This window comes from Nonomuraea sp. NPDC049129 (assembly GCF_040648495.1).
Taxonomy (GTDB): domain Bacteria; phylum Actinomycetota; class Actinomycetes; order Streptosporangiales; family Streptosporangiaceae; genus Nonomuraea.
In genome coordinates this window covers 109,749-129,759 of the sequence record NZ_JBEZDU010000008.1, presented here as the reverse complement: position 1 = coordinate 129,759, position 20,011 = coordinate 109,749, and the positions used below count along the sequence as shown (strand labels likewise).

General features: G+C 69.3%; 16 protein-coding genes. 11 read left to right on the top strand and 5 right to left on the bottom strand.

Annotated features, from left to right (window positions below):
* Nucleotides 1–2: 2 nt before the first annotated feature.
* Entirely contained in the window at nucleotides 3–1,625 is a 1,623-nt protein-coding gene (gene lysS / locus AB0B64_RS26145) for a lysine--tRNA ligase (RefSeq protein WP_358180205.1), read from the top strand.
* Nucleotides 1,626–1,921: 296 nt separating this feature from the next.
* Here the strand turns inward: lysS and AB0B64_RS26140 are convergent, their stop codons facing one another.
* Entirely contained in the window at nucleotides 1,922–2,413 is a 492-nt protein-coding gene (locus AB0B64_RS26140) for an Lrp/AsnC family transcriptional regulator (RefSeq protein ID WP_225300123.1), read from the bottom strand.
* Nucleotides 2,414–2,526: 113 nt separating this feature from the next.
* Here AB0B64_RS26140 and AB0B64_RS26135 point away from each other — a divergent pair, with 113 nt between their 5' ends.
* The 3 genes from AB0B64_RS26135 (at nucleotide 2,527) to AB0B64_RS26125 (ending at nucleotide 4,826) form a co-directional block, all read left to right on the top strand.
* Nucleotides 2,527–2,991: a DUF2000 domain-containing protein gene (locus tag AB0B64_RS26135; protein ID WP_357957463.1), complete on the top strand. Its 465-nt coding sequence runs from the start codon at nucleotides 2,527–2,529 to the stop codon at nucleotides 2,989–2,991.
* Nucleotides 2,992–3,112: 121 nt separating this feature from the next.
* On the top strand, nucleotides 3,113–3,835 hold the full coding sequence (locus AB0B64_RS26130; protein ID WP_357957465.1) for a glycosyltransferase family 2 protein: 723 nt from the start codon (nucleotides 3,113–3,115) through the stop codon (nucleotides 3,833–3,835).
* A gap of 19 nt (nucleotides 3,836–3,854) precedes the next feature.
* The gene (locus tag AB0B64_RS26125) at nucleotides 3,855–4,826 is read left to right on the top strand and encodes a 2-dehydropantoate 2-reductase N-terminal domain-containing protein (protein WP_357957466.1); all 972 of its coding nucleotides are present in this window, start codon (nucleotides 3,855–3,857) and stop codon (nucleotides 4,824–4,826) included.
* On the opposite strand, the gene AB0B64_RS26120 is transcribed toward AB0B64_RS26125, so the two are convergent.
* The gene (locus tag AB0B64_RS26120) at nucleotides 4,792–5,319 is read right to left on the bottom strand and encodes a DUF6886 family protein (protein ID WP_357957468.1); all 528 of its coding nucleotides are present in this window, start codon (nucleotides 5,317–5,319) and stop codon (nucleotides 4,792–4,794) included. The two genes, AB0B64_RS26125 and AB0B64_RS26120, sit on opposite strands and share 35 nt — an antisense overlap.
* A 106-nt stretch (nucleotides 5,320–5,425) precedes the next feature.
* On the opposite strand from AB0B64_RS26120, the gene AB0B64_RS26115 reads away from it, so the two are divergent.
* On the top strand, nucleotides 5,426–5,908 hold the full coding sequence (locus tag AB0B64_RS26115; RefSeq protein WP_357957470.1) for a hypothetical protein: 483 nt from the start codon (nucleotides 5,426–5,428) through the stop codon (nucleotides 5,906–5,908).
* 115 nt (nucleotides 5,909–6,023) lie between these two features.
* Entirely contained in the window at nucleotides 6,024–7,919 is a 1,896-nt protein-coding gene (locus AB0B64_RS26110; protein ID WP_358180202.1) for a nitrate- and nitrite sensing domain-containing protein, read from the top strand.
* A gap of 8 nt (nucleotides 7,920–7,927) precedes the next feature.
* On the opposite strand, the gene AB0B64_RS26105 is transcribed toward AB0B64_RS26110, so the two are convergent.
* Entirely contained in the window at nucleotides 7,928–8,677 is a 750-nt protein-coding gene (locus AB0B64_RS26105) for an MBL fold metallo-hydrolase (RefSeq protein ID WP_358180199.1), read from the bottom strand.
* 9 nt (nucleotides 8,678–8,686) lie between these two features.
* Nucleotides 8,687–8,830 (bottom strand): hypothetical protein, encoded by a 144-nt coding sequence (locus tag AB0B64_RS26100; protein WP_357653584.1) that lies wholly within the window; start codon nucleotides 8,828–8,830, stop codon nucleotides 8,687–8,689.
* Nucleotides 8,831–9,212: 382 nt separating this feature from the next.
* Here AB0B64_RS26100 and rho point away from each other — a divergent pair, with 382 nt between their 5' ends.
* From rho to AB0B64_RS26085, 3 genes are all read left to right on the top strand, one after another.
* Complete coding sequence (rho, locus tag AB0B64_RS26095; RefSeq protein WP_357957475.1) at nucleotides 9,213–10,316, top strand: transcription termination factor Rho; 1,104 nt, start codon at nucleotides 9,213–9,215, stop codon at nucleotides 10,314–10,316.
* Nucleotides 10,317–10,358: 42 nt separating this feature from the next.
* Nucleotides 10,359–11,375: a putative RNA methyltransferase gene (locus AB0B64_RS26090; protein WP_358180196.1), complete on the top strand. Its 1,017-nt coding sequence runs from the start codon at nucleotides 10,359–10,361 to the stop codon at nucleotides 11,373–11,375.
* Between the two features lie 141 nt (nucleotides 11,376–11,516).
* Entirely contained in the window at nucleotides 11,517–13,283 is a 1,767-nt protein-coding gene (locus tag AB0B64_RS26085) for a prolyl oligopeptidase family serine peptidase (RefSeq protein ID WP_358180193.1), read from the top strand.
* Nucleotides 13,284–13,411: 128 nt separating this feature from the next.
* Here the strand turns inward: AB0B64_RS26085 and AB0B64_RS26080 are convergent, their stop codons facing one another.
* On the bottom strand, nucleotides 13,412–14,956 hold the full coding sequence (locus AB0B64_RS26080) for a GAF domain-containing SpoIIE family protein phosphatase (protein WP_357957480.1): 1,545 nt from the start codon (nucleotides 14,954–14,956) through the stop codon (nucleotides 13,412–13,414).
* 120 nt (nucleotides 14,957–15,076) lie between these two features.
* Here AB0B64_RS26080 and AB0B64_RS26075 point away from each other — a divergent pair, with 120 nt between their 5' ends.
* A complete protein-coding gene (locus AB0B64_RS26075) occupies nucleotides 15,077–19,252 on the top strand; it encodes a HAMP domain-containing protein (protein ID WP_357957481.1) in 4,176 nt (1,391 codons plus the stop codon).
* Nucleotides 19,253–19,255: 3 nt separating this feature from the next.
* On the top strand, nucleotides 19,256–19,885 hold the full coding sequence (locus tag AB0B64_RS26070) for a response regulator (protein WP_357957483.1): 630 nt from the start codon (nucleotides 19,256–19,258) through the stop codon (nucleotides 19,883–19,885).
* Nucleotides 19,886–20,011: the final 126 nt, after the last annotated feature.

Sequence of the window (20,011 nt, the reverse complement as noted above, 5' to 3'; positions counted from 1 at the left end):
CGATGGCTGACACTACGGAGACCGACTGGGTCTCCAGGTTCGCGGATGAGGTGATCTCCGAGGCGGAGCGTCGTGCCCCGGGGAAACCGATCGTCTGCGCCTCCGGATTGAGCCCGTCCGGGCCGATCCACCTGGGTAACCTGCGGGAGGTCACGACTCCGCACCTGGTCGCCGACGAGATCCGCCGCCGCGGCCTCGACTGCGTGCACCTGCTGTCGTGGGACGACTACGACCGCTTCCGCAGGGTGCCCGCGGGCATCGACCCGTCCTGGGCCGACCACATCGGCAAGCCCTTGACCTCGGTGCCCGCCCCGCCGGGCAGCCCGTACGCGAACTGGGCCGAGCACTTCAAAGCGCCGATGATCGAGGCGCTGGCCGGCCTCGGCATCACCTACACCGGCATCAGCCAGACCGAGCAATACTCCGCCGGCACCTACCGCGAGCAGATCCTGCTCGCCATGCGCGAGCGGGAACGGATCAACGCGGTCCTGGCCCGCTACCGCACCAAGGAGACGGCCCGCACCGAGGCGGTGGATTACTACCCCTACAGGCCCTATTGCGAGATGTGCGAGCGGGATCTCACGACGGTCACCGCCTATGACGACGACAGCACCGAGCTGGCGTACGTGTGCGAGTGCGGGTTCGGGGAGACCGTTCGCCTGGCCGAACACGACCGCGGCAAGCTGGTGTGGAAGGTCGACTGGCCGATGCGGTGGGCGTACGAGGGCGTGGTGTTCGAGCCCTCGGGCGTCGACCATCACTCCCCCGGCTCGGCCTGGGTGGTCGGCGGGCAGATCGTGGGCGAGGTGTTCGGCGGCGAGCGGCCGATCGGCCCGATGTACGCCTTCGTCGGCATCACCGGCATGGCCAAGATGAGCAGCTCCAAGGGTGGCGTGCCGACTCCGTCCGACGCGCTGGAGATCATGGAGGCGCCGGTGCTGCGCTGGCTGTACGCGCGGCGCAAGCCCTCCCAGTCCTTCAAGATCGCCTTCGACCAGGAGATCCAGCGGCTCTACGACGAGTGGGACAGCCTCGGCCGCAAGGTCGCCACCGACGCGGCCCAACCCGCCGAGCTGGCCGCCTACGAGCGGGCCGTACGCACGGCCGAGGGCCCGCTGACCGCCACGCCGCGGCCGGTGCCGTACCGGACGTTGGCCTCCGTCGTCGACATCACCACGGGCGACGACGACCAGACGCTACGGATCCTGCGCGACGTCGACGGCGAGCTCACCTCGCTCGACGAGGCCCGGCCCCGGCTCGACCGCGCGCAGCGCTGGGTCGACACCCAGGTGCCCGCCGACCAGCGCACCCGCGTGCGCGAGTCGCCCGACGCCGAGTTGCTCGCCGCGCTCGACGAGGACGAACGTGACTCGCTGCGGCTGCTGGTCGACGGACTCGACGAGCACTGGTCACTCGACGGGCTGACCACGCTGGTCTACGGCGTGCCGAAGGTACGAGCCGGGCTGGCGCCCGACGCCAAGGCCACGCCCGAGCTGAAGACGGCGCAGCGAGCCTTCTTCGCCCTGCTGTACCGGCTCCTGGTCAACCGCGACACCGGCCCGCGCCTCCCCACCCTCCTCCTGGCCGTCGGCGCCGACCAGGTCCGGAAGCTGGTCGGCGCTTGAGCCGGCTCCGCCCGCGTTACCGGCTCGCCGCCGCCGCGACCGATCTCTACTTCCGTGGTGCTTGGCGCGGACCTGGAGCTGTTGGCCGGGCTGATCCGGAGCCGTCCGCTACATGTGGTCGTGCTGGCCCCTGACGCCCGCCGAGACGGTCGACGAGATCCTCGCCAGGGCCGCGGAGGCCGTCGTCCACGTGGAGCCCGCCGCCTGACCGACGCGGTCGCACAGTCGCCATCAGACGGTCGCCGTCGTGCGGTCGCCGCCTGGCGGACGCCGTCAGACAGTGGCCCATCGGACGGTCACTTGCGGCCGGTTCGGGGTGGGCTGGGGCGTTCAGGCGGCAGGACCTCGACCGAGGTCTTGCGGATGTGGTCGTAGACCAGCGACGTACGCACGTCGGCGATGTTGCGGTGCCGTGAGACGTGGTCGAGCACGAAGTCACGCAGGTGGCCCGTGTCGCGCACGGCCACTTGGATGATGAAGTCGTCGCCGCCCGACACCACGAAGATCGCCAGTGTCTCGGGCAGCGTGGCCACGTAGTCGCGGAACCCCTCGACCGACTCTCGAATCTTGGGGTGCAGCCGTACGTGGATGAGCGCCTGCACCGGACGGCCGATGGCGGCCAGGTTGACCTCGGCGTGGAAGCCTTCGATCACCCCGTTGCCGCGCAGCGACCGCACCCGTTCGAGGCAGGTCGAGGGCGCGATGCCGATCCGCTCGGCGAGCTCGCGGTTGGTCTGGCGGCCGTCGCGCTGCAACTCGACGACGATGGCCGTATCAAGTTCGTCCACGCCCGCATCCTGCCACGAATCTCCGAACTTTCTTCGGAATCCGCCACCCCGACTTGTCGATCCAGCAGCGAAAAGTGCAATCTCCCCTCATAAGTTCGGAGAAGGAGAGATGGATGACCGTGCTCGCCGACTGGATCGACCGCCTCGACCACCGTAGCGACCTGCCCACCCGGGAGCTCCCGGTGAAGTGGGTGATGGTGATGGACCGCGACCTGCCCCGCGGCCTCCAGGCGAACGCCGCCGCCTGCCTCGCCGCCTCCGTGGGCCGTACGGTGCCCGCGATCCTCGGCCCGGGCGGCACCGACGCCGGCGGCCACGCGCATGCCGGACTGCCGTGGATCGGCTGCACGGTGCTGGCCGCGCCCGCCGCGATCGTCAGCCGGGTGCGGGCCGACGCCGCCGCCGAGCCCGACCTGGTCGTCACCGACATGGCGGCCATCGCCCAGCGGACGAACGTCTACGACGACTACCTGGCCGAGCTCGCTCGCACCGAGGACCCGCCCTATTACGCGGTCAGCCTGCTCGGCCCGCGCGCCGCGGTGGAGCGCCACACCGGGCGGCTTCCTTTGCTCCGCTAAATATCCGGCTGCCTCAGTTGGGCTGAAACCCGGGACTATATAAGCGGACATATACATATAACCGCAATCGATGCAAGAAGCTGTCAAGCGGCTTGCATGCGGGCCAGCGCACCTTCGGGGCATGAACAAGCCCTTCGCCGTGAGCGTCACTGTAGTCGTTCCTGCGATGAACGAGGCAGGCAATCTCCCTCACGTCTTCGCGACGCTGCCCACCTGGATCGACGAAGTAGTCCTCGTCGACGGCAACTCGACCGACAACACGGTAGCCGTGGCCCGGCGGCTCCGGCCCGACCTGCGCGTGGTGGCGCAGTCGGGACGCGGCAAGGGCAACGCCCTCATTGAGGGATTCGCGGCGGCACGTGGCGACATCATCGTCATGATCGACGCCGATGGGTCGACCGACGGTGGAGAGATTTTCTCCTTCGTCAGCGCCCTGGTTCAAGGCGCCGATTTCGCCAAGGGCTCCAGGTACGCCCCTGGCGGTGGCTCCGACGACATCAGCCCGCTGCGCTCGCTCGGCAACAAGGTCCTCACGGGCCTGACGAACCTGCTGTACGGCACCCACTACACGGACCTGTGCTACGGCTACAACGCGTTCTGGGCCCACCACCTGGACGCGATGGCACTGGACTGCGACGGTTTCGAGATCGAGACGCTGATGAACGTCCGAGCCGCCCAGGCCGGACTCCGCATCAGCGAGGTGCCCAGCCACGAGCACTCCCGCATCCACGGCGAGAGCAACCTGCACGCCGTACGCGATGGCTGGCGCGTACTCAAGACGATCCTCCGGGAGCGCACCAGAGGGGCGATGGCTCCGCACGCCCAGGTGGCGCTCGCCGAGTGAACGGTGCCATTCTCGGACGATGCGCTACATAGTCATCGGAGCAGGAGCAGTTGGCGGCACTATCGGGGCACGGTTGTTCCAGGGCGGGCACGAGGTCGTGCTGGTCGCGCGCGGCGCCCACTATGAGGCGCTGAAGAGCGGCGGGCTGCGCCTGATCACGCCCGACTCCACCGAGACCCTGGACGTGCCCGTGGCCGACGGCCCTGTGCCGACGCGCGACGACGACGTGCTGATCGTGGCGACCAAGTCGCAGGACACGATCAGCGCGCTCGACCCGTGGCCCAGGCACCTGCCGGTGGTGTGCGCCCAGAACGGCGTCGACAACGAGCGGACCGTCCTGCGGAGGTTCGAGAAGGTTTACGGCATGTGCGTGTGGCTGCCCGCCTCACACCTGGAGCCCGGAACGGTCGCGGCCTTCGGCCACCCGTACTCGGGCATGCTGCATGTCGGACGTTATCCACAGGGTGTGGATGAAATCTCCCGGCAGCTCGTCACCGACCTCAACAAGAGCGGCATGTACGGGCTCGACGCACCAGACGTCATGCGCTGGAAGTACGCCAAGTTGCTCGGCAACCTGAACAACGCCGTCGACGCGGTCTGCCGGAGCGGTTCCGGCGGCGAGGCGCTGACCGAGCAGGCCAGGGCCGAGGGCATGGCCGTGCTGGAGGAGGCGGGCATCCCCTACGCCACGCCGAGCGAGCAGGCGGAGGTCCGCGGCAACAAGGTGGACAACCGGCCGATCGAGGGCATCGAACGCGGCGGCGGATCCTCCTGGCAGAGCCTGGCCAGGTCCAGCGGCTCGATCGAGGCCGACTACCTCAACGGCGAGATCGTGCTGCTCGGCCGCGAGTACGGGATCCCGACCCCGGCCAACGAGGTGCTCCAGCGCGAGGCCAACCGCCACGCGCGCGAGAAGCTGCCGCCCGGCTCGATGTCGGCCGCCGAACTGGCCGCGCTCATCGACGAGCGTTCCGCAGCCGTATCCCGCTGAAGCCCAGCGTGCTGGCCGTCACCTCGTTCCAGAACGGCCAGAGGTTGTCCAGCACGCGCAGCTGGATCCCGGCCTCCTCGTGCAGGTCCAAGAGATCCGGCACCGGCTCAGCCGGGCCGAGCGGCTTCACCGGCACCTCGGCCACGAGCGCGTGCCCGTCGTCGCCGATGGCGCGGAAAGGGCCGGCGGGCAGCCGGTAGGCGTAAAGGCCGACGTCCATGAGGGCCTTGAGCCAGCCGTACTCGATGGCGTGCACCCGGTCGCCGCAGCCCGCGCCGATGATCCGGTCGGCGTCTGCCTCGCTGGTGCCGGCCGTTTTCCAGGCCATCGCCCGCGGGCAGGCCCGCGGGAACCAGTAGTCGGGACAGCGCTCGTAGCCGACCGCCCAGACGTACGGCTCGCGCAGGGCGGAGGTCGGCGCCACGTGCGGCACGAACAGCTCGATCGTCGGGTCCTCGGAGAAGTGCAGCACTTGGCCGGGCTCAGGTCTCATGATCTCCATGATGACCGGCAACCCCGGCCGGATCGGCGATCGCGGGGCATAGTCCGCCCGAGCCGGGGCAGTAGAGACTCGCTCTGACGACAGGGAGTGAGCTGAAATGATCTTGCTGGGTCTACTCCTGGTCCTGCTCGCCGGTGGCGCCATCGCCTTGGTGGCCGCCGAGGAGACCTCCAGGTACATTCTGTTCGGCTACACGTTCGAATTCAATTCGTTCGGCATGTTCATCGCCGGTGCCGTGACCACGGCCGTGCTGCTGCTGGGCATCGCGATGATCAGCTCCGGTTCCCGCCGGTCGGCCAAGCGTCGCCGCCAGAAGCGCGTGGCGAGCGCCGAGGCCTCCAGCCGGGTGGCCCGGCTCGAAGAGGAGAAGCGCGAGCTGGAGCGGAAGCTGCAGCACGAGCACGCCGCCACGCGCGAGCCTGAGCACGCGCGTGAGCCGGACATGCGCGAGACGCAGAACCTGCGCGTCCCCGAGCAGGTGCGCGCGCCTGAGCACGCACGCCGGGCCGAGCCTGTGAACGAGTCCGAGTCGACCGACCGGCTCGTGGCCGGTGGCGCCGAGAACACCAGGCGGCGGTAGCCCTGAGCGCGGCAGGCGCGGGGGCGTCAGGGCCCTCGCGCCGAGCCGTCGCCAGAAATCCCGGCAAAAGGGGGTGTACTCTGCGAGGCGATCTCATCATGCCTCCGGAGGTCGCATGCCCCCCACGCGTGGCCGTCCCATCGCCATCAAGCTCCTCATCCTGCTGATCGTCCCGCTCACGTCATTGGTCGGCCTGTGGGCCTTCGCGGCGACACTGACCGGCGGCGACGGCCTGCGCCTGCTGGAGATCAACGATCTGGTGACGAACCTGGCCGACCCGTCCGAGCAGATCAACGTCGAGCTCCAGAACGAGCGGCTGGCCTCCGTCGAGTTCCTGACGACCAAGCGCGGCACCACCCAGCTGGCCAGGCAACGCGCCCGGACGGACAAGGCCGTCGCGGACTTCCGCAAGCTGGCCGGCGACCAGCAGGCCATCTCGTCCGGGATGGCCGTGCAGCTCAGAGCCCTGTACGACCGGCTCGACGCGCTACCCGCGATCCGCCGCCAGGTCGATGGCGGAAACCCCGCCCCGCTCGACGTGATCGACGGCTACAGCCAGATCGCCGACGCCTCCTTCCGCATGTACGACGCGATGATCCTCATGCCGGACATGACGCTCTACCGGCAGGCCCGCGCCGTCACCATGCTGGGCGAGGCCAAGGACCTGCTGTCGAGAGAGCGGGCGATCATCGCCGTAGTCCTGGACAGGGGCAAGGCGACCACCCTTGAGCGCCGTGAGTTCACCGGCATGGTCGCCACCAGGCGCCTGCTCTACACCCAGGCGCTGTCCCACCTCGACTCCGAGCTGCGCGGGCCGTACGAGCAGCTGGTCTCCTCGCCCGCCTACCGCGAGTTCATGCGCGCGGAGGACGCCATCATGGGCCAGGCCACCACGAACGGCCTGCCCGCCACGGCGGCCACCTGGCCCGTCGACGCGAGCAACCTGTGGACGGCCGTCGATCGCAACCAACGCCAGGCCGTACGGGAGATCACGCAGCGCGTCACGCCCGCTGCCGTCAACGTGCTGATCAAGATCGGCGTTGCGGGCGGCGTCGGCCTGCTCGCGGTCCTCGCCTCCATCCTGCTGTCGCTCCGCTTCCGCGGTCGCCTGGTACGCGAGCTCGCCGGGCTCCGCGACGCCGCCACCGAGCTGGCTGAGGTACGCCTGGTGGCGCTGGTCAAGCGGCTGCGTACGAACGTCGGCGCGCCGACGCCTGACGAGCTGCCGCCGCTGGAGGTGAAGACCGACACCAGCGAGGTGCTGGACATCGTGCAGGCGTTCAACAACGTGCAGGCCACGGCCGTGACAGCGGCGCTGAGCCAGGCCAGGCTGCGTCACGGCGTCAGCCAGGTCTTCGTCAACCTGGCCCGGCGCAACCAGACGCTGCTCCACCGCCAGTTGCTGCAGCTCGACAGCATGGAACGCGGGGCGGAGGAGCCCGAGACGCTCGGCGACCTGTTCAAGCTCGACCACCTCACGACCCGTATGCGCAGGCACGCGGAGAGCCTCATCATCCTGTCCGACCAGGCGCCCGGCCGGGGCTGGCGCAACCCGGTGCCGATCCACGACGTGCTGCGCGCGGCCGTGGCCGAGGTCGAGGAGTATCCGCGGGTCGAGGTGCTGCAGCCGCCGCCTGTCTCCCTGGTCGGCTCGGCGGTCACCGACGTCGCCCACCTGATGGCCGAGCTGATCGAGAACGCCACGCTCTTCTCGCCGCCGCAGACCCGGGTGGACCTGCGGACCACGATCACCCCGCATGGAGTGACCGTCGAGGTCGAGGACCGCGGTCTCGGCCTGACCAGGGTCGAGCTCGACGAGCTCAACACGCGGCTGGCCGAGATGCCGGAGTTCGACCTGGCGCAGAGTGACCAGCTGGGGCTGTTCGTGGTGGCCAGGCTGGCGGCCAGGAACGGGATCAAGGTCACGCTCGACGTCTCGCCGTACGGGGGGCTCACCGCTCTCGTCAGCCTCCCCGCCGACCTGCTGGCCGACCAGCCGGTACCCGCCTGAGGACCCTCCTACGGAAAGCTGAGGTCCAGGAACGGGTCGCTGAAGTGGGCGGTGGCCAGGACCGCGCGCTCGGCCCGCAGCGCGCCGAGCACCTCGGCGCGGGTGGCGGCGGCCGCCGCCGGGTCGTCGTCGTAGACGTAACGGACGCTCGGATCGGCCAGCTGCGCCGGGTGCAGCACCAGGTCGCCGATCATCGCCAGCTCGCCCAGCCGGACGATCTGGTGGCCTGGGGTGTGCCCCGGGGTGAGCTGGACGCGTACGCCCGGCGCGACCTGGGAATCGCCGTCGACCACCTGCAACTGGCCCTTGATGGGAGTGACGATCTGGTCGAGCATCGCGCCGTGGGCCGCGTCGACCTCGGCCTGCTGGAGAACGTACCTGGCGTTCTCGAACAGCGGCCGGCCGTCCGCGACCGCGCCACTGGCGTGGTCGCTGTGCAGGTGCGTGAGGATCACGGTGCCGACGTCGGCCGGTTCGACCCCGGCGGCGGCCAGCTCACCGGGCAGTGTCCCCGGCACCGGCGCCCAAGTCGACGCCGGTGAGTCCGCGGCGCCGATGCCGGTGTCGACCAGGGTGACCCGGCCCGCCCGGTCACGTAGCAAGTAACAGTGGAAGTGCAGGATCCACGGCTCGTCCGCGAGCCCTCCCCCCGGAAACATCTCGGTGAGCGGGCGGCGGATCGCCGGGCCCATGGGACCCACGGCGTCGCAGAGAGGCGTCACTTCGACGCCGGAGATCGTGCGCGGCTTGTGTGGCATTCGCCCAGATTAGGCGGCCACGCGCTGGCGCGGAACGTACTCGTTCTCGACGTCGGCGGCGTAGACGGCGCGGCTGCAGTGGGCGCACCGATAGATGATCGGGCCCTCGTCGAGCTCGTTGTGACACCGTGGGCAACGGGTGCTGGTCTTCATCGTGATCCCCCCAAGGAGTTCGTGGTTCTATGAAAGCCTCATCGGATTGCAGCGGCCCTGCATCTCACTTGACAGGTTGCCGGTGCGTTGATGGGCGATCTGTGTCGTCGTGCACACCTGCTGCGGGTAATTCGCAGCACTCGGGCACCGAGGAGAACATTGTTACGCCGCGCCCCCGGCGGCGAGGCGGAAGAGCCGAGAACCCCCCGGGAATAGCCCAAGCGGGCTAGGTGTTGTATGGGCCGGAACGTGTGATACGTTGCCAGCGGCGTTGAGCTTCCAGCTCCGCCACTTCCCCCATAGCCCGCCCGGTGTTCCCGGGCCCGGCTCATTCTTCACACTCGCCGGCTTTCTTCGGCGGTGCCCTCGAGGAGGGTTCATCATGTCTGTTCAAACCATTCCCAAACCGCGCTCCGGTGCGCCCATTCGGCAGGTCAGTGGCCTGCTCGACGTACGGGAGAAGGGCGCCTTCATCCGCGCGGGACACCTGCCCGGCCCCGATGACGTCCGCGTGCCGCCCGACCGGGTCAAGCAGCTCGGCCTGCGCCCCGGCGACCACGTCGTCGCCACCGTCGCGGGCGGCAAACCGGTCGAGGTCGAGTCCGTCAACGGCACCGCCGACTGGCGGTACCGCCCGCACTTCGCGGACCTGATCCCGATCCATCCCACCGAACGCCTGCGCATCGAGACCGAGTCGCTCAGCACCCGCGTCATCGACCTGTTCGCGCCCATCGGCAAGGGCCAGCGCGGGCTCATCGTGGCCCCGCCCAAGGCCGGCAAGACCATGGTCATGCAGGCGCTCGCGGCGGCCATCGCGCGCAATCACCCGGAGACGCACCTCATGGTCGTGCTCGTCGGCGAGCGGCCGGAAGAGGTCACGGAGATGCGCGCCTCCATCCAGGGCGAGGTCTTCTACTCGACCTTCGACCACCCCGACCGCGACCACACCGCCGTCGCCGAGCTGGCCATCGAACGCGCCAAGCGCCTCGTGGAGAACGGCGAGGACGTCGTGGTACTGCTCGACTCGCTGACGCGGCTCGGGCGCGCGTACAACAACCTGGCCCCCGGCGGGGGCCGCGTGCTCACCGGCGGCATCGACGCCACCGCGCTGTACCCGCCGAAGCGCTTCTTCGGCTCCGCGCGCAACGTGGAGGGCGGCGGCTCCCTGACCATCCTGGCCACCGTGCTGGTGGACACGGGGTCGCGCATGGACAACAGCCTGTACGAGGAGTTCAAGGGCACCGGGAACATGGAGGTGCACCTGGCCCGCGACCTGGCCGAACGACGCCTCTTCCCCGCGGTCGACCTGGGCATCTCCGGCACCCGCCGAGAGGAGATCCTGCTGCCGGCCGGCGAGCGGCAGGTGGTCTGGAAGCTGCGCCGGATGCTCGGCGCGCTCGATCGGCAGCAGGGGCTGGAGCTGCTGGTCGGCAAGCTCCGCGAGACGCCCTCCAACGCGGCCTTCCTGCTTGAGGCCGGCGCCTGACCCCCTGGCGCGTCAGGTCCCCCGGGCCATGACAATGGGCGCATGCTTGCTGACATCATCAAATACCTGGCCTGCCCCGTCTGCGCCCGTGAGATGTGGTCGGCGGGTGACACGCTCCGCTGCGCCGAAGGCCATGCGTACGACGTGGCCAAGCAGGGCTATGTGAGTCTCCTGGTCGGCTCGCGGACACCGGGAACGGCTGACAGCGCGGCAATGGTGGCGGCGCGGGCCGAGTTCCTGGGAACCGGACACTACGCTCCGCTCGCCGACGCGCTCGCCGAGAGTGTGCGGTTGAGGATATTCGGCGCCAATGGCCGGGAAGACGATGCTTTCCGTAGGGATAGGTTCTCGGCACTGCCGGACGCGGCGGCCGAGAAGGCGTACCGTAGTGCCGCAGTGGCTCGTGGAGCAGGGACGGCGCGGCAGGACGCCGATCACGCGCCGGAGCCCGTGATCGTTGATGCCGGAGCCGGGACCGGTTACTACCTGGCGACGGTGCTGAGAGCGGTGGACCGTGGCATCGGGATGGCATTCGACGTTTCCAAGCACGCCGTGCGGCGTGCCGCTCGGTCGCATCCGAGGGCCGGCGCCTTCGTGGCCGACGTGTGGCGGCCGTTGCCCATCAGGGACGGGGTGGCCGACGTGGTGATCGACGTGTTCGCGCCGCGGAACGGTCCCGAGTTCCGGCGCATTCTGCGGCCTGGCGGCGCGGTGGTCGTCGTGACACCCGCTCAGGCGCATCTGAGCCCGCTCGTCGAGGAGCTGGGGCTGCTCTCCGTCGATGAGGAGAAGGAGCGGCGGCTGGCCAGGAGCCTGGAAGGCTTCGAGGAGACCGAGCGGCGGACGGTCGAGTTCGATCTGGAGCTGGGTCCCGACGAGGTCGCCGGTGTGGTGGGGATGGGACCGAGCGCGTGGCACACTGAGGCGGCCGAGCTGGCGGAGCGGATTTCGAACTATCTGTCACGGGATGCCGTGAAAAAGCGGGAAAAAGTGGCGGCCAAGGCCGCGTTCCACCTGTCTATCTTCGAGGCCCCGCCGCGATCAAGGGCTGTTCCTTGACGGACATCTGGGACTCGTGTTAATGATGGGGCATTTAGCCCGAAATTCCCCCACATTCCCGGAGTATTTCCGCGAGACAAGCGCAATACTGGACGGCAACCCACGCCCGGAGGCGGGGCGAGAGGGAGGGGGGCGCGCCGGATGAAGGCCGAGGAACGCTGGCAGGCCAGGTTCCGAGCGTCGCGCATGACGTTGCCCTCCTGGGCACGGCTGGCCCCGAACCGCTCGATCTATCGCTCCAACGCCACCGGCACCTGGGAGGTCTACGCCTGGGACCGTGCCAGCGGCGCCAACCGCCAGGTGACCGACCGGCCCAAGGGCACGGCCCACGCCGCGATCGACCCCACCGGCCAGTGGATCTACTGGTTCGCCGACACCGAGGGCGATGAGTTCGGCACGTGGTGGCGCCAGCCGTTCACCGGCGGCCCCGACGAGCCGGTCGCTCCCGACCTGGAGCCCGGCCAGCCGGGCGGTATCGCCCTGTCCATGGCGGGCCACGCGGCGATCAGCCTCGCCAGCGAGGGCTCGTTCAGGATCCATCTGGTACGGCCCGGCGAACCGTCTCGCCTGCTGTACGAGCACGCCGAGGCGGCCTGGGTCGCCGACATGTCCCTCGACGGCTCACTTATCGCGATAAATCATGCCGAGTATGGCGACTTCCGTCATCCGGCGCTCCGCGTCGTACGCCCGAACGGCGACGTCGTCGGCGAGCTCTACGACGGCCCCGACAAGGGCGTGATCGGCCTCAAGTTCGCCCCGGTGCCGGGCGACCGCCGGATGCTCGCCCTGCACGAGCGCCGTCAGCGTCAGGCGCCCCTGGTCTGGGACCCGGCGACCGACGAGCAGCGCGAGATCTGGATGAAGGACTCCGGCGAGCTGACCGCCAGCTGGTACGACGACGGCCGCGGCCTGCTGATCCTCCGCGACAACCGCGCCCGCAGCTATCTGCACCGCTACGACCTCGCGGGCGGCGGGCTGACCCTGCTCGAGACGCCCCACGGCGTGATCGACGCCGCGGCCCCGCGCCCCGGCGGCAACGTCGAATACTCCTGGTCCAGCGCCTCCCGGCCACCGGTGATCCGCTCCAGCAACGGCCAGGTCGTGCTCAACTCCAGCGGCCCCTCGGCACCGCCGAGCGTGCCCGTCGAGGACCTCGACGTGCCCGGCCCCGGCGGCAGGATCCACGCGCTGGTCTCCCGTCCCGAGTCCGGCGCCGCGCCGTTCCCGACCGTCTTCCTGCTGCACGGCGGCCCGACGACGCACGACCGCGACGCCTTCTCCCCCGAGGTCGCGGCCTGGGTGGACGCCGGCTTCGCGGTGGTGCGGGTCAACTACCGCGGTTCGACCGGCTACGGCTCGGCCTGGCGCGACGCGCTCCACAGCGACATCGGCCACATCGAGCTGGCCGACGTCGCCGCCGTACGCGAGCACGTCGTGGAGCGCGGTATCGCCGACCCCGCCAGAATGCTGCTGACGGGCACCGCCTGGGGCGGCTACCTCACGCTGCTCGGCCTCGGCACCCAGCCCGAGCTGTGGACGGCCGGCATCGCGGCGGTGCCGATCGCCTGCCACGAGACCTCCTACGAGGACGAGGCCGAGAGCCTGCGCGCCTACCACCGCGCGCTGCTGGGCGGCTCGCCCGACGAGCAGCCCGAACGCTATGCGGCCAGCTCTCCGATCACGTACGTGGACCGGGTGGAGAGTCCGGTGCTGATCCTGGCCGGCGAGAACGACAGCCGCTGCCCGTTGCGGCAGATCGAGAAGTATGTGGCGAAACTTGCTGAGCACGGGCGGGAGCATGAGGTTTACGCCTACGACGCCATCCGTGGCTCGCTGGTCATGTCCGAACGGATCGCACAAATCGCGCTACAGCTTGAATTCGCCCGCAAGCATGTAAATCCACACTGATAATCGACCATTCGCCAAGTCGGCAGTCAGCCGAAAAGGCCCACGAGGGTCAGCGGACGTGAAGGACATCGAGGGGTCCGCGGGCGCGGAGGACGTCGAGGGATCAGCAGGGGCGGAGGACCTCGGGGTCAGCGGGCGCGGAGGACCACGATCGCGAGGTCGTCCGCGCTCGGCTCCGTGGCGAAGTCGGCCGCCCCTCGGCGGATCCGCTCGGCCACCGCGCGGGCCGACAGCCCGGCGCACTCGGCGAGCAGCTTGGCCAGCCCGCCGTCGTCGTCGAGCAGCCGCCCGCCCGAGCGCCGCTCCGTCACCCCGTCGGTCACCGCCAGCAGCACGTCGCCGTGGTCGAGATGCAGCGTGTCGGCCTCGAACACCACCTCGTGGAAGACCCCGAGCAGCGACTGCGGGGTCGTCACCGTCTCGACCACGCCGCTCGGCTTGAGGCGCAGCGCCTCGGGATGACCGGCGGACACCAGGCGTACCTCAAGACCGGTCGGCACCGGCGTGATGTCGCCGTGCAGCAGCGTGAGGAACCTGGCCCGCTCGCCCTCCTCCAAGATCGCCTGGTTGAGGCGGCCGAGCACCGCCGCCACCCCGTAGCCTTCGCGGGCGAGCAGGCGCAGGGTGTGGCGGGCCAGACCGGTCACGGCGGCGGCCTCCGGGCCGGTGCCGCACACGTCGCCGATCGCGAACCGCCAGGAGTCGTCGCCGGCCTTGAACAGGTCGTAGAAATCGCCCCCGACCTCGTTGGCCTCGCCGGCGGGCTCGTACACGACGCCGTAGTCGAGGCCGGGCACCTCGGGCTCGTTCGGCGGGAGCAGGCTGCGCTGGAGCGCCCGGTTGGCCGCGGCCTGCTGGGCGTAGACGCGGGCGTTGTCGGTGGCCAGCGCGGCCCGCCTGGCGATGTCCTCGGCGAACTGGATGACCTCGTCGGGGAAGCGGTCGGGCCGGCCCAGGCACATCATGCCCAGGCCCCGGCCGCGCGCGGTCAGCGGGACCGCGAGCACCTGCGAGTCGGCCAGGTGGACGGTGGAGGTGACGTGGGCGTCGGCGATCATCGCGTCCATGTCGCCCAGTTGCTCGCGCAGCCCGTCGATCCTGGCCTCGTCGGCGTGCCAGAGGTAGACCAGCCGCAGCGGTCCGACAGCGGTGTCAGAGGTGTAGACGGCGCACCAGCTCGCCAGTCGCGGCACCACGATCTGGGCGATGATGGCGGGCACCATGTCGGGGTCGAGAGTGCCCGCGAGGAGGTCACTCGCGTCAGCCAGGAACCCCAGCCAATGCGGCCCTCTGGCGCTCTCCTCCAGCCATTCGGATGCCACTCTGTCCGTTGAGCCGGGTAGCGTGAGTCTTGCCCAATGGACACGAGAATCACCTGCGAAGGTGATTCCCCACTCCTCCACCCCCACAGACGGAGCCTTCGGGTCGCCCTGCGAGGTGCTCCGCTGTCTCAACTCGACCTGCACGGCGTCACCAAAATGCTTCCAGATGACTTCGAACGGCTCGTCCACCACCTGTTGTGCCAGGTCACCCGCGACCTGCTCGGCCAGATGCAGCACGCTGCCGACTGCCCACGCGGTCATCACCTCACGGGTGAACCTCATCGCAGCCGTCACGGCGGTGTCGCCGGGCGCGAACGTAGCGGCCAGCACCGCATGGGGAGTAGCAGTCATCGCATCGTGCCTACCACACTTCCTGCTGACTTGGGGTAAATCCAAGGACGCGACTATGAGCTACTCATCGTGACAGACTTGACTCACTCGCGGTGGCACCCCGGGAGTGAAGGAGGCCCCATGACAACGGCCAAGGCCGCATTGAGCTCTGAGGAGAGGACTTACACCGAGTCGGACCTCGTCCCGATCCTGGAGACCCTCTTCTCCTGGCGCGACGGCGACTTCCGCCGCCGGGTCCCGCATGCCCCGGCCGGCATCCTCAGTGAAGTGCGGTTGCTGCTCAACGAAGTGGCCGATCGTCGCGAACATCTCGCCAACGAGCTGGTGCGCGTACGCAAGGAAGTTGTCAAGGAGGGCCGCTTCGGCGAGCGGCTGACACCGGGGCCGGGAGTCGGCGCCTGGGCGGAGAGCGTCGAGTCGGTCAACATGTTGATCGACGCCCTGGTGAGCCCGGTGAGCGGTGCCGCCGACGTGATCGACGCGGTGGCCAAGGGCGACCTGTCGCGGCGGATCGACCTCGACCGCTCGGCCCGCGGCGAGGTGCGCCGCCTGGGCAAGGCGATCAATGGCATGGTCGACCAGCTCGCGCTGTTCAACTCCGAGGTCACGCGGGTGGCCAGGGAGGCCGGCACCGAGGGCCGGCTGGGTGGCGGTGCCAACCTGCGCGGCATGTCCGGCAGCTGGCGCGACCTCACCGAGGCCGTCAACACGATGTCCTCCCGGGTGGCCGCGCAGGTGCGTGACATCGCGGTCGTGACCACCGCCGTGGCCAAGGGCGACCTGAGCCGCAAGGTGACGGTCGACGCCGTGGGCGAGATGTTCGAGCTCAAGAACACCGTCAACACGATGGTGGACCAGCTTTCCGGCTTCGCCGAGGAGGTCACCCGAGTCGCCCGCGAGGTCGGCACACAGGGCCAGCTCGGCGGCCAGGCCCGGGTGTCGGGCGTGTCGGGCGTCTGGAAGGACCTCACCGACAACGTCAACTTCATGGCCAACAACCTCACCAGCCAAGTACGCAGCATCGCGACCGTGGCCACGGCGGTGGCCCAGGGCAACCTGTCGAAGAAGATCACCGTCGACGCGGAGGGCGAGATCCTCCAGCTCAAGGACACCCTCAACACGATGGTCGACCAGCTGTCGTCCTTCGCCGACGAGGTGACCCGCGTGGCGCGCGAGGTCGGCACCGAGGGCAAGCTGGGCGGGCGGGCCGAGGTGAAGGGCGTGTCGGGCGTCTGGAAGGACCTCACCGACAACGTCAACTCCATGGCGTACAACCTGACCTATCAGGTACGCAACATCGCCCAGGTGACGACGGCCGTGGCCAACGGCGACCTCACCCGCAAGATCGACGTGGACGCCCAGGGCGAGATCCTGGAGCTCAAGTCGACCATGAACACGATGGTCGAGCAGCTGTCGTCGTTCGCCTCCGAGGTGACCCGAGTCGCCCGCGAGGTGGGCACCGAGGGGCAGCTAGGCGGCCAGGCACAGGTACGCGGCGTCTCCGGGGTCTGGAAGGACCTCACGGAGAACGTCAACTCCATGGCCAACAACCTGACCTCCCAGGTGCGCCAGATCGCGGCGGTCTCCTCCGCGGTGGCCCAGGGCGACCTGTCGAAGAAGATCACCGTTGACGCGCAGGGCGAGATCCTCCAGCTCAAGGACACCCTCAACACGATGGTCGACCAGCTGTCGTCCTTCGCCGACGAGGTGACCCGAGTCGCCCGCGAGGTCGGCACACAGGGTCAGCTCGGCGGCCAGGCCCGGGTGCAGGGCGTGTCGGGTGTCTGGAAGGACCTCACCGACAACGTCAACTTCATGGCCAACAACCTGACCTACCAGGTACGCAACATCGCCGAGGTGACCACCGCGGTCGCCAACGGCGACCTCACCCGCAAGATCGACGTGGACGCCCAGGGCGAGATCCTGGCGCTCAAGACCACCATCAACCGGATGGTCGACCAGCTGTCGTCGTTCGCCTCCGAGGTGACCCGAGTCGCCCGCGAGGTGGGCTCCGAAGGCCAGCTCGGCGGCCAGGCGCGGGTCGAGGGCGTGGAAGGCACCTGGAAGCGGCTCACCGAGAGCGTCAACGAACTGGCCGGCAACCTCACCACGCAGGTACGCGCGATCGCCACCGTGACCAGCGCCGTGGCCAGAGGCGACCTGACCCGTTCGATCGCCGTCGAGGCGCAGGGCGAGCTGGCGGAGCTCAAGGACAACATCAACTCGATGGTGGCCAACCTCCGCGAGACCACCCAGGCCAACCAGGAACAAGACTGGCTCAAGTCCAACCTGGCCCGCATCTCCCGGCTCATGCAGGGCCACCGCGACCTGTTCGAGGTGGCCAAGCTGACGATGAGCGAGCTGACGCCGCTGGTGTCGGCCCGCTATGGCGCCTTCTACGGCGTCGATCCCGAAGGCGAGCACGAGCTGCTGCTGATCGGCGGCTACGGCGTACGCCCAGACCGTGGCCCGCGCCAGCGCTTCGCGGTCGGCGAGGGCATCGTCGGCCAGGCCGCGGCCCAGGGCCGGCACATCGTCCTCGACGACGTGCCGCCGCGGTTCATCACCATCGACAGCGGCCTCAGCCAGTCGACGCCCGCGCAGATCGTCGTACTCCCGATCCTGTTCGAGAACCGCGTCCTGGGCGTGCTGGAGCTGGCCTCCTTCACCCCGTTCGGCGAGGTGCACCTCGACTTCCTGACCCAGCTCGTCGAGACCATCGGCGTCACGATGAACACCATCATCGCCAACTCGCGCACCGAAGACCTGCTGACGGAGTCGCAGCGGCTCACCCGCGAGCTGCAGGAGCGCTCCGACGAGCTGCAGCGCCAGCAGGAGGAGCTGCGCAGGTCCAACGCCGAGCTGGAGGACAAGGCGGCGCTGCTGGCCAAGCAGAACCGCGCCATCGAGATCCAGAACTTCCAGATCGAGCAGGCCCGCCGCACGCTGGAGGAACGCGCCGAGCAGCTGGCCGTGTCCTCACGCTACAAGTCCGAGTTCCTCGCGAACATGTCCCACGAGCTGCGCACGCCGCTCAACAGCCTGCTCGTGCTGGCCAAGCTGCTGACCGAGAACGCCGAGGGCAACCTGACCTCGCAGCAGGTCGAGTTCGCCAGGACGATCCACGGCGCGGGCTCCGCGCTGCTCCAGCTGATCAACGACATGCTCGACCTGTCCAAGGTCGAGGCCGGCCGGATGGACATCCATCCGATCCAGGTGTCGCTGCCGAAGATGGTCGACCTCCTGGAGGCGGCGTTCGCGCCGCTGGCCCAGGACAAGGGGCTGGCGTTCGCCGTCGAGGTGGACTGCGACGTGCCGCAGGAACTGCGCGCCGACGAGCAGCGCCTGCAGCAGGTGCTGCGCAACCTGCTGTCCAACGCGGTGAAGTTCACCCCGAAGGGGGAGGTCAAGCTGCGGGTCACGCCGGTGCCGGCGGGGGTCCAGTTCGACGACGACACCCTGCACGGCGCCCACGACCTGCTGGCCTTCCAGGTGATCGACACCGGCATCGGCATCGCGCCCGACAAGCGTGAGGTCATCTTCGAGGCGTTCAGGCAGGCCGACGGCACCACCAGCCGCAAGTACGGCGGCACCGGGCTGGGCCTGTCGATCTGCCGCAAGATCGCCAGGCTGCTCGGCGGTGAGATCCACGTCGACAGCGAGCTGGGCAAGGGGAGCACGTTCACCCTTTACCTGCCGGCGTCCTACACCGGCCCGCTGGCCGAGACCGACACCGACGCCGTGGTCGAGCGCAGGCAGCTGCTCGCCGTGCCGGTCGAGGAGACCGCGGCCGCGCTGCACGAGCCGCCCATGCCGCTCGACCTGCCGCTGCCCGAGCTGATCGAGCCACCCGCCGAGACCACCCAGTGGCACGGCGACGACCCGCTCAACGGCGCGAAGATCCTCATCGTCGACGACGACATCCGCAATGTGTTCGCTCTGACCAGCGTCCTCGAACGGCATGGCTCCACGGTCGTCTACGCTGAAAACGGCCGGGAAGGAATCGAACAGCTCGAACGGAACGAGGACGTCGCTCTCGTGCTGATGGACATCATGATGCCGGAGATGGACGGCTGGGCCACGACCTCGGCCATCAGGCGCATGCCTCAGTTCGCCGATCTCCCGATCATCGCGTTGACCGCCAAGGTCATGCGGGGCGATCGTGAGAAGAGCATCGCCTCGGGCGCGTCCGACTACGTACCCAAGCCCGTCGACGTCGACCGGCTGCTCGAACGGCTGCGCGGTTGGCTCGGCCGGGGGCGGTCGAGCGGCGAGTCCACTGCCGAAGGGGCGTGATCCATGCCGGATCGTGCCAAGATCCTCCTGGTCGACGACCGCGAGGAGAACTTGATCGCCCTCGAAGCGATCCTGAGCTCGCTCGACCTGGTGCCCGTACGCGCCAGGTCCGGCGAGGAGGCGCTCAAGGCGCTGCTCAACACGGAGTTCGCGCTGATCCTGCTCGACGTGCGGATGCCGGGCATGGACGGGTTCGAGACGGCCGCCCACATCAAGCGGCGGGAGCGGACCCGCAACATCCCGATCATCTTTCTCACGGTGGTCGACAGCGCGCCCGACTACGCCTTCCGCGGCTACGCGGCGGGCGCCGTCGACTACCTGACCAAGCCGTTCGACCCGTGGGTGCTGCGGGCCAAGGTGTCGGTGTTCACCGAGCTGTACAACATGAACAAACGGCTGGCCGAGCAGGCGTCGATGCTGCGCGAGCGGCTGAGCGGCGAACTGCCGCCGGGCGCGGGTGACCAGGCGGCGATCCTGCCCGAGCTGTCGCGGCGGCTGACGGCGGTGGAGGACGAGCTGGGCAGGGTGCGGGAGCTGGCCAACAAGTCGCACGACCCGACGCTGTCCGTCCCGCTCGCCGACCTCGCCGACCGACTCGCCCACCTGCGCTCCGGCTTCGACGCCCTGTCGTAGGCCGCCGCGCCGTCCCTTGCCACGGTGCGAGAGACGCCGTCCCGTACGAGATGCGCTGTGCCTTTGTCCGTACGAGAGACGCCGTCTCATGTGCGTCCCCGAGGCTCATGTGCGTCCCTGAGGCGC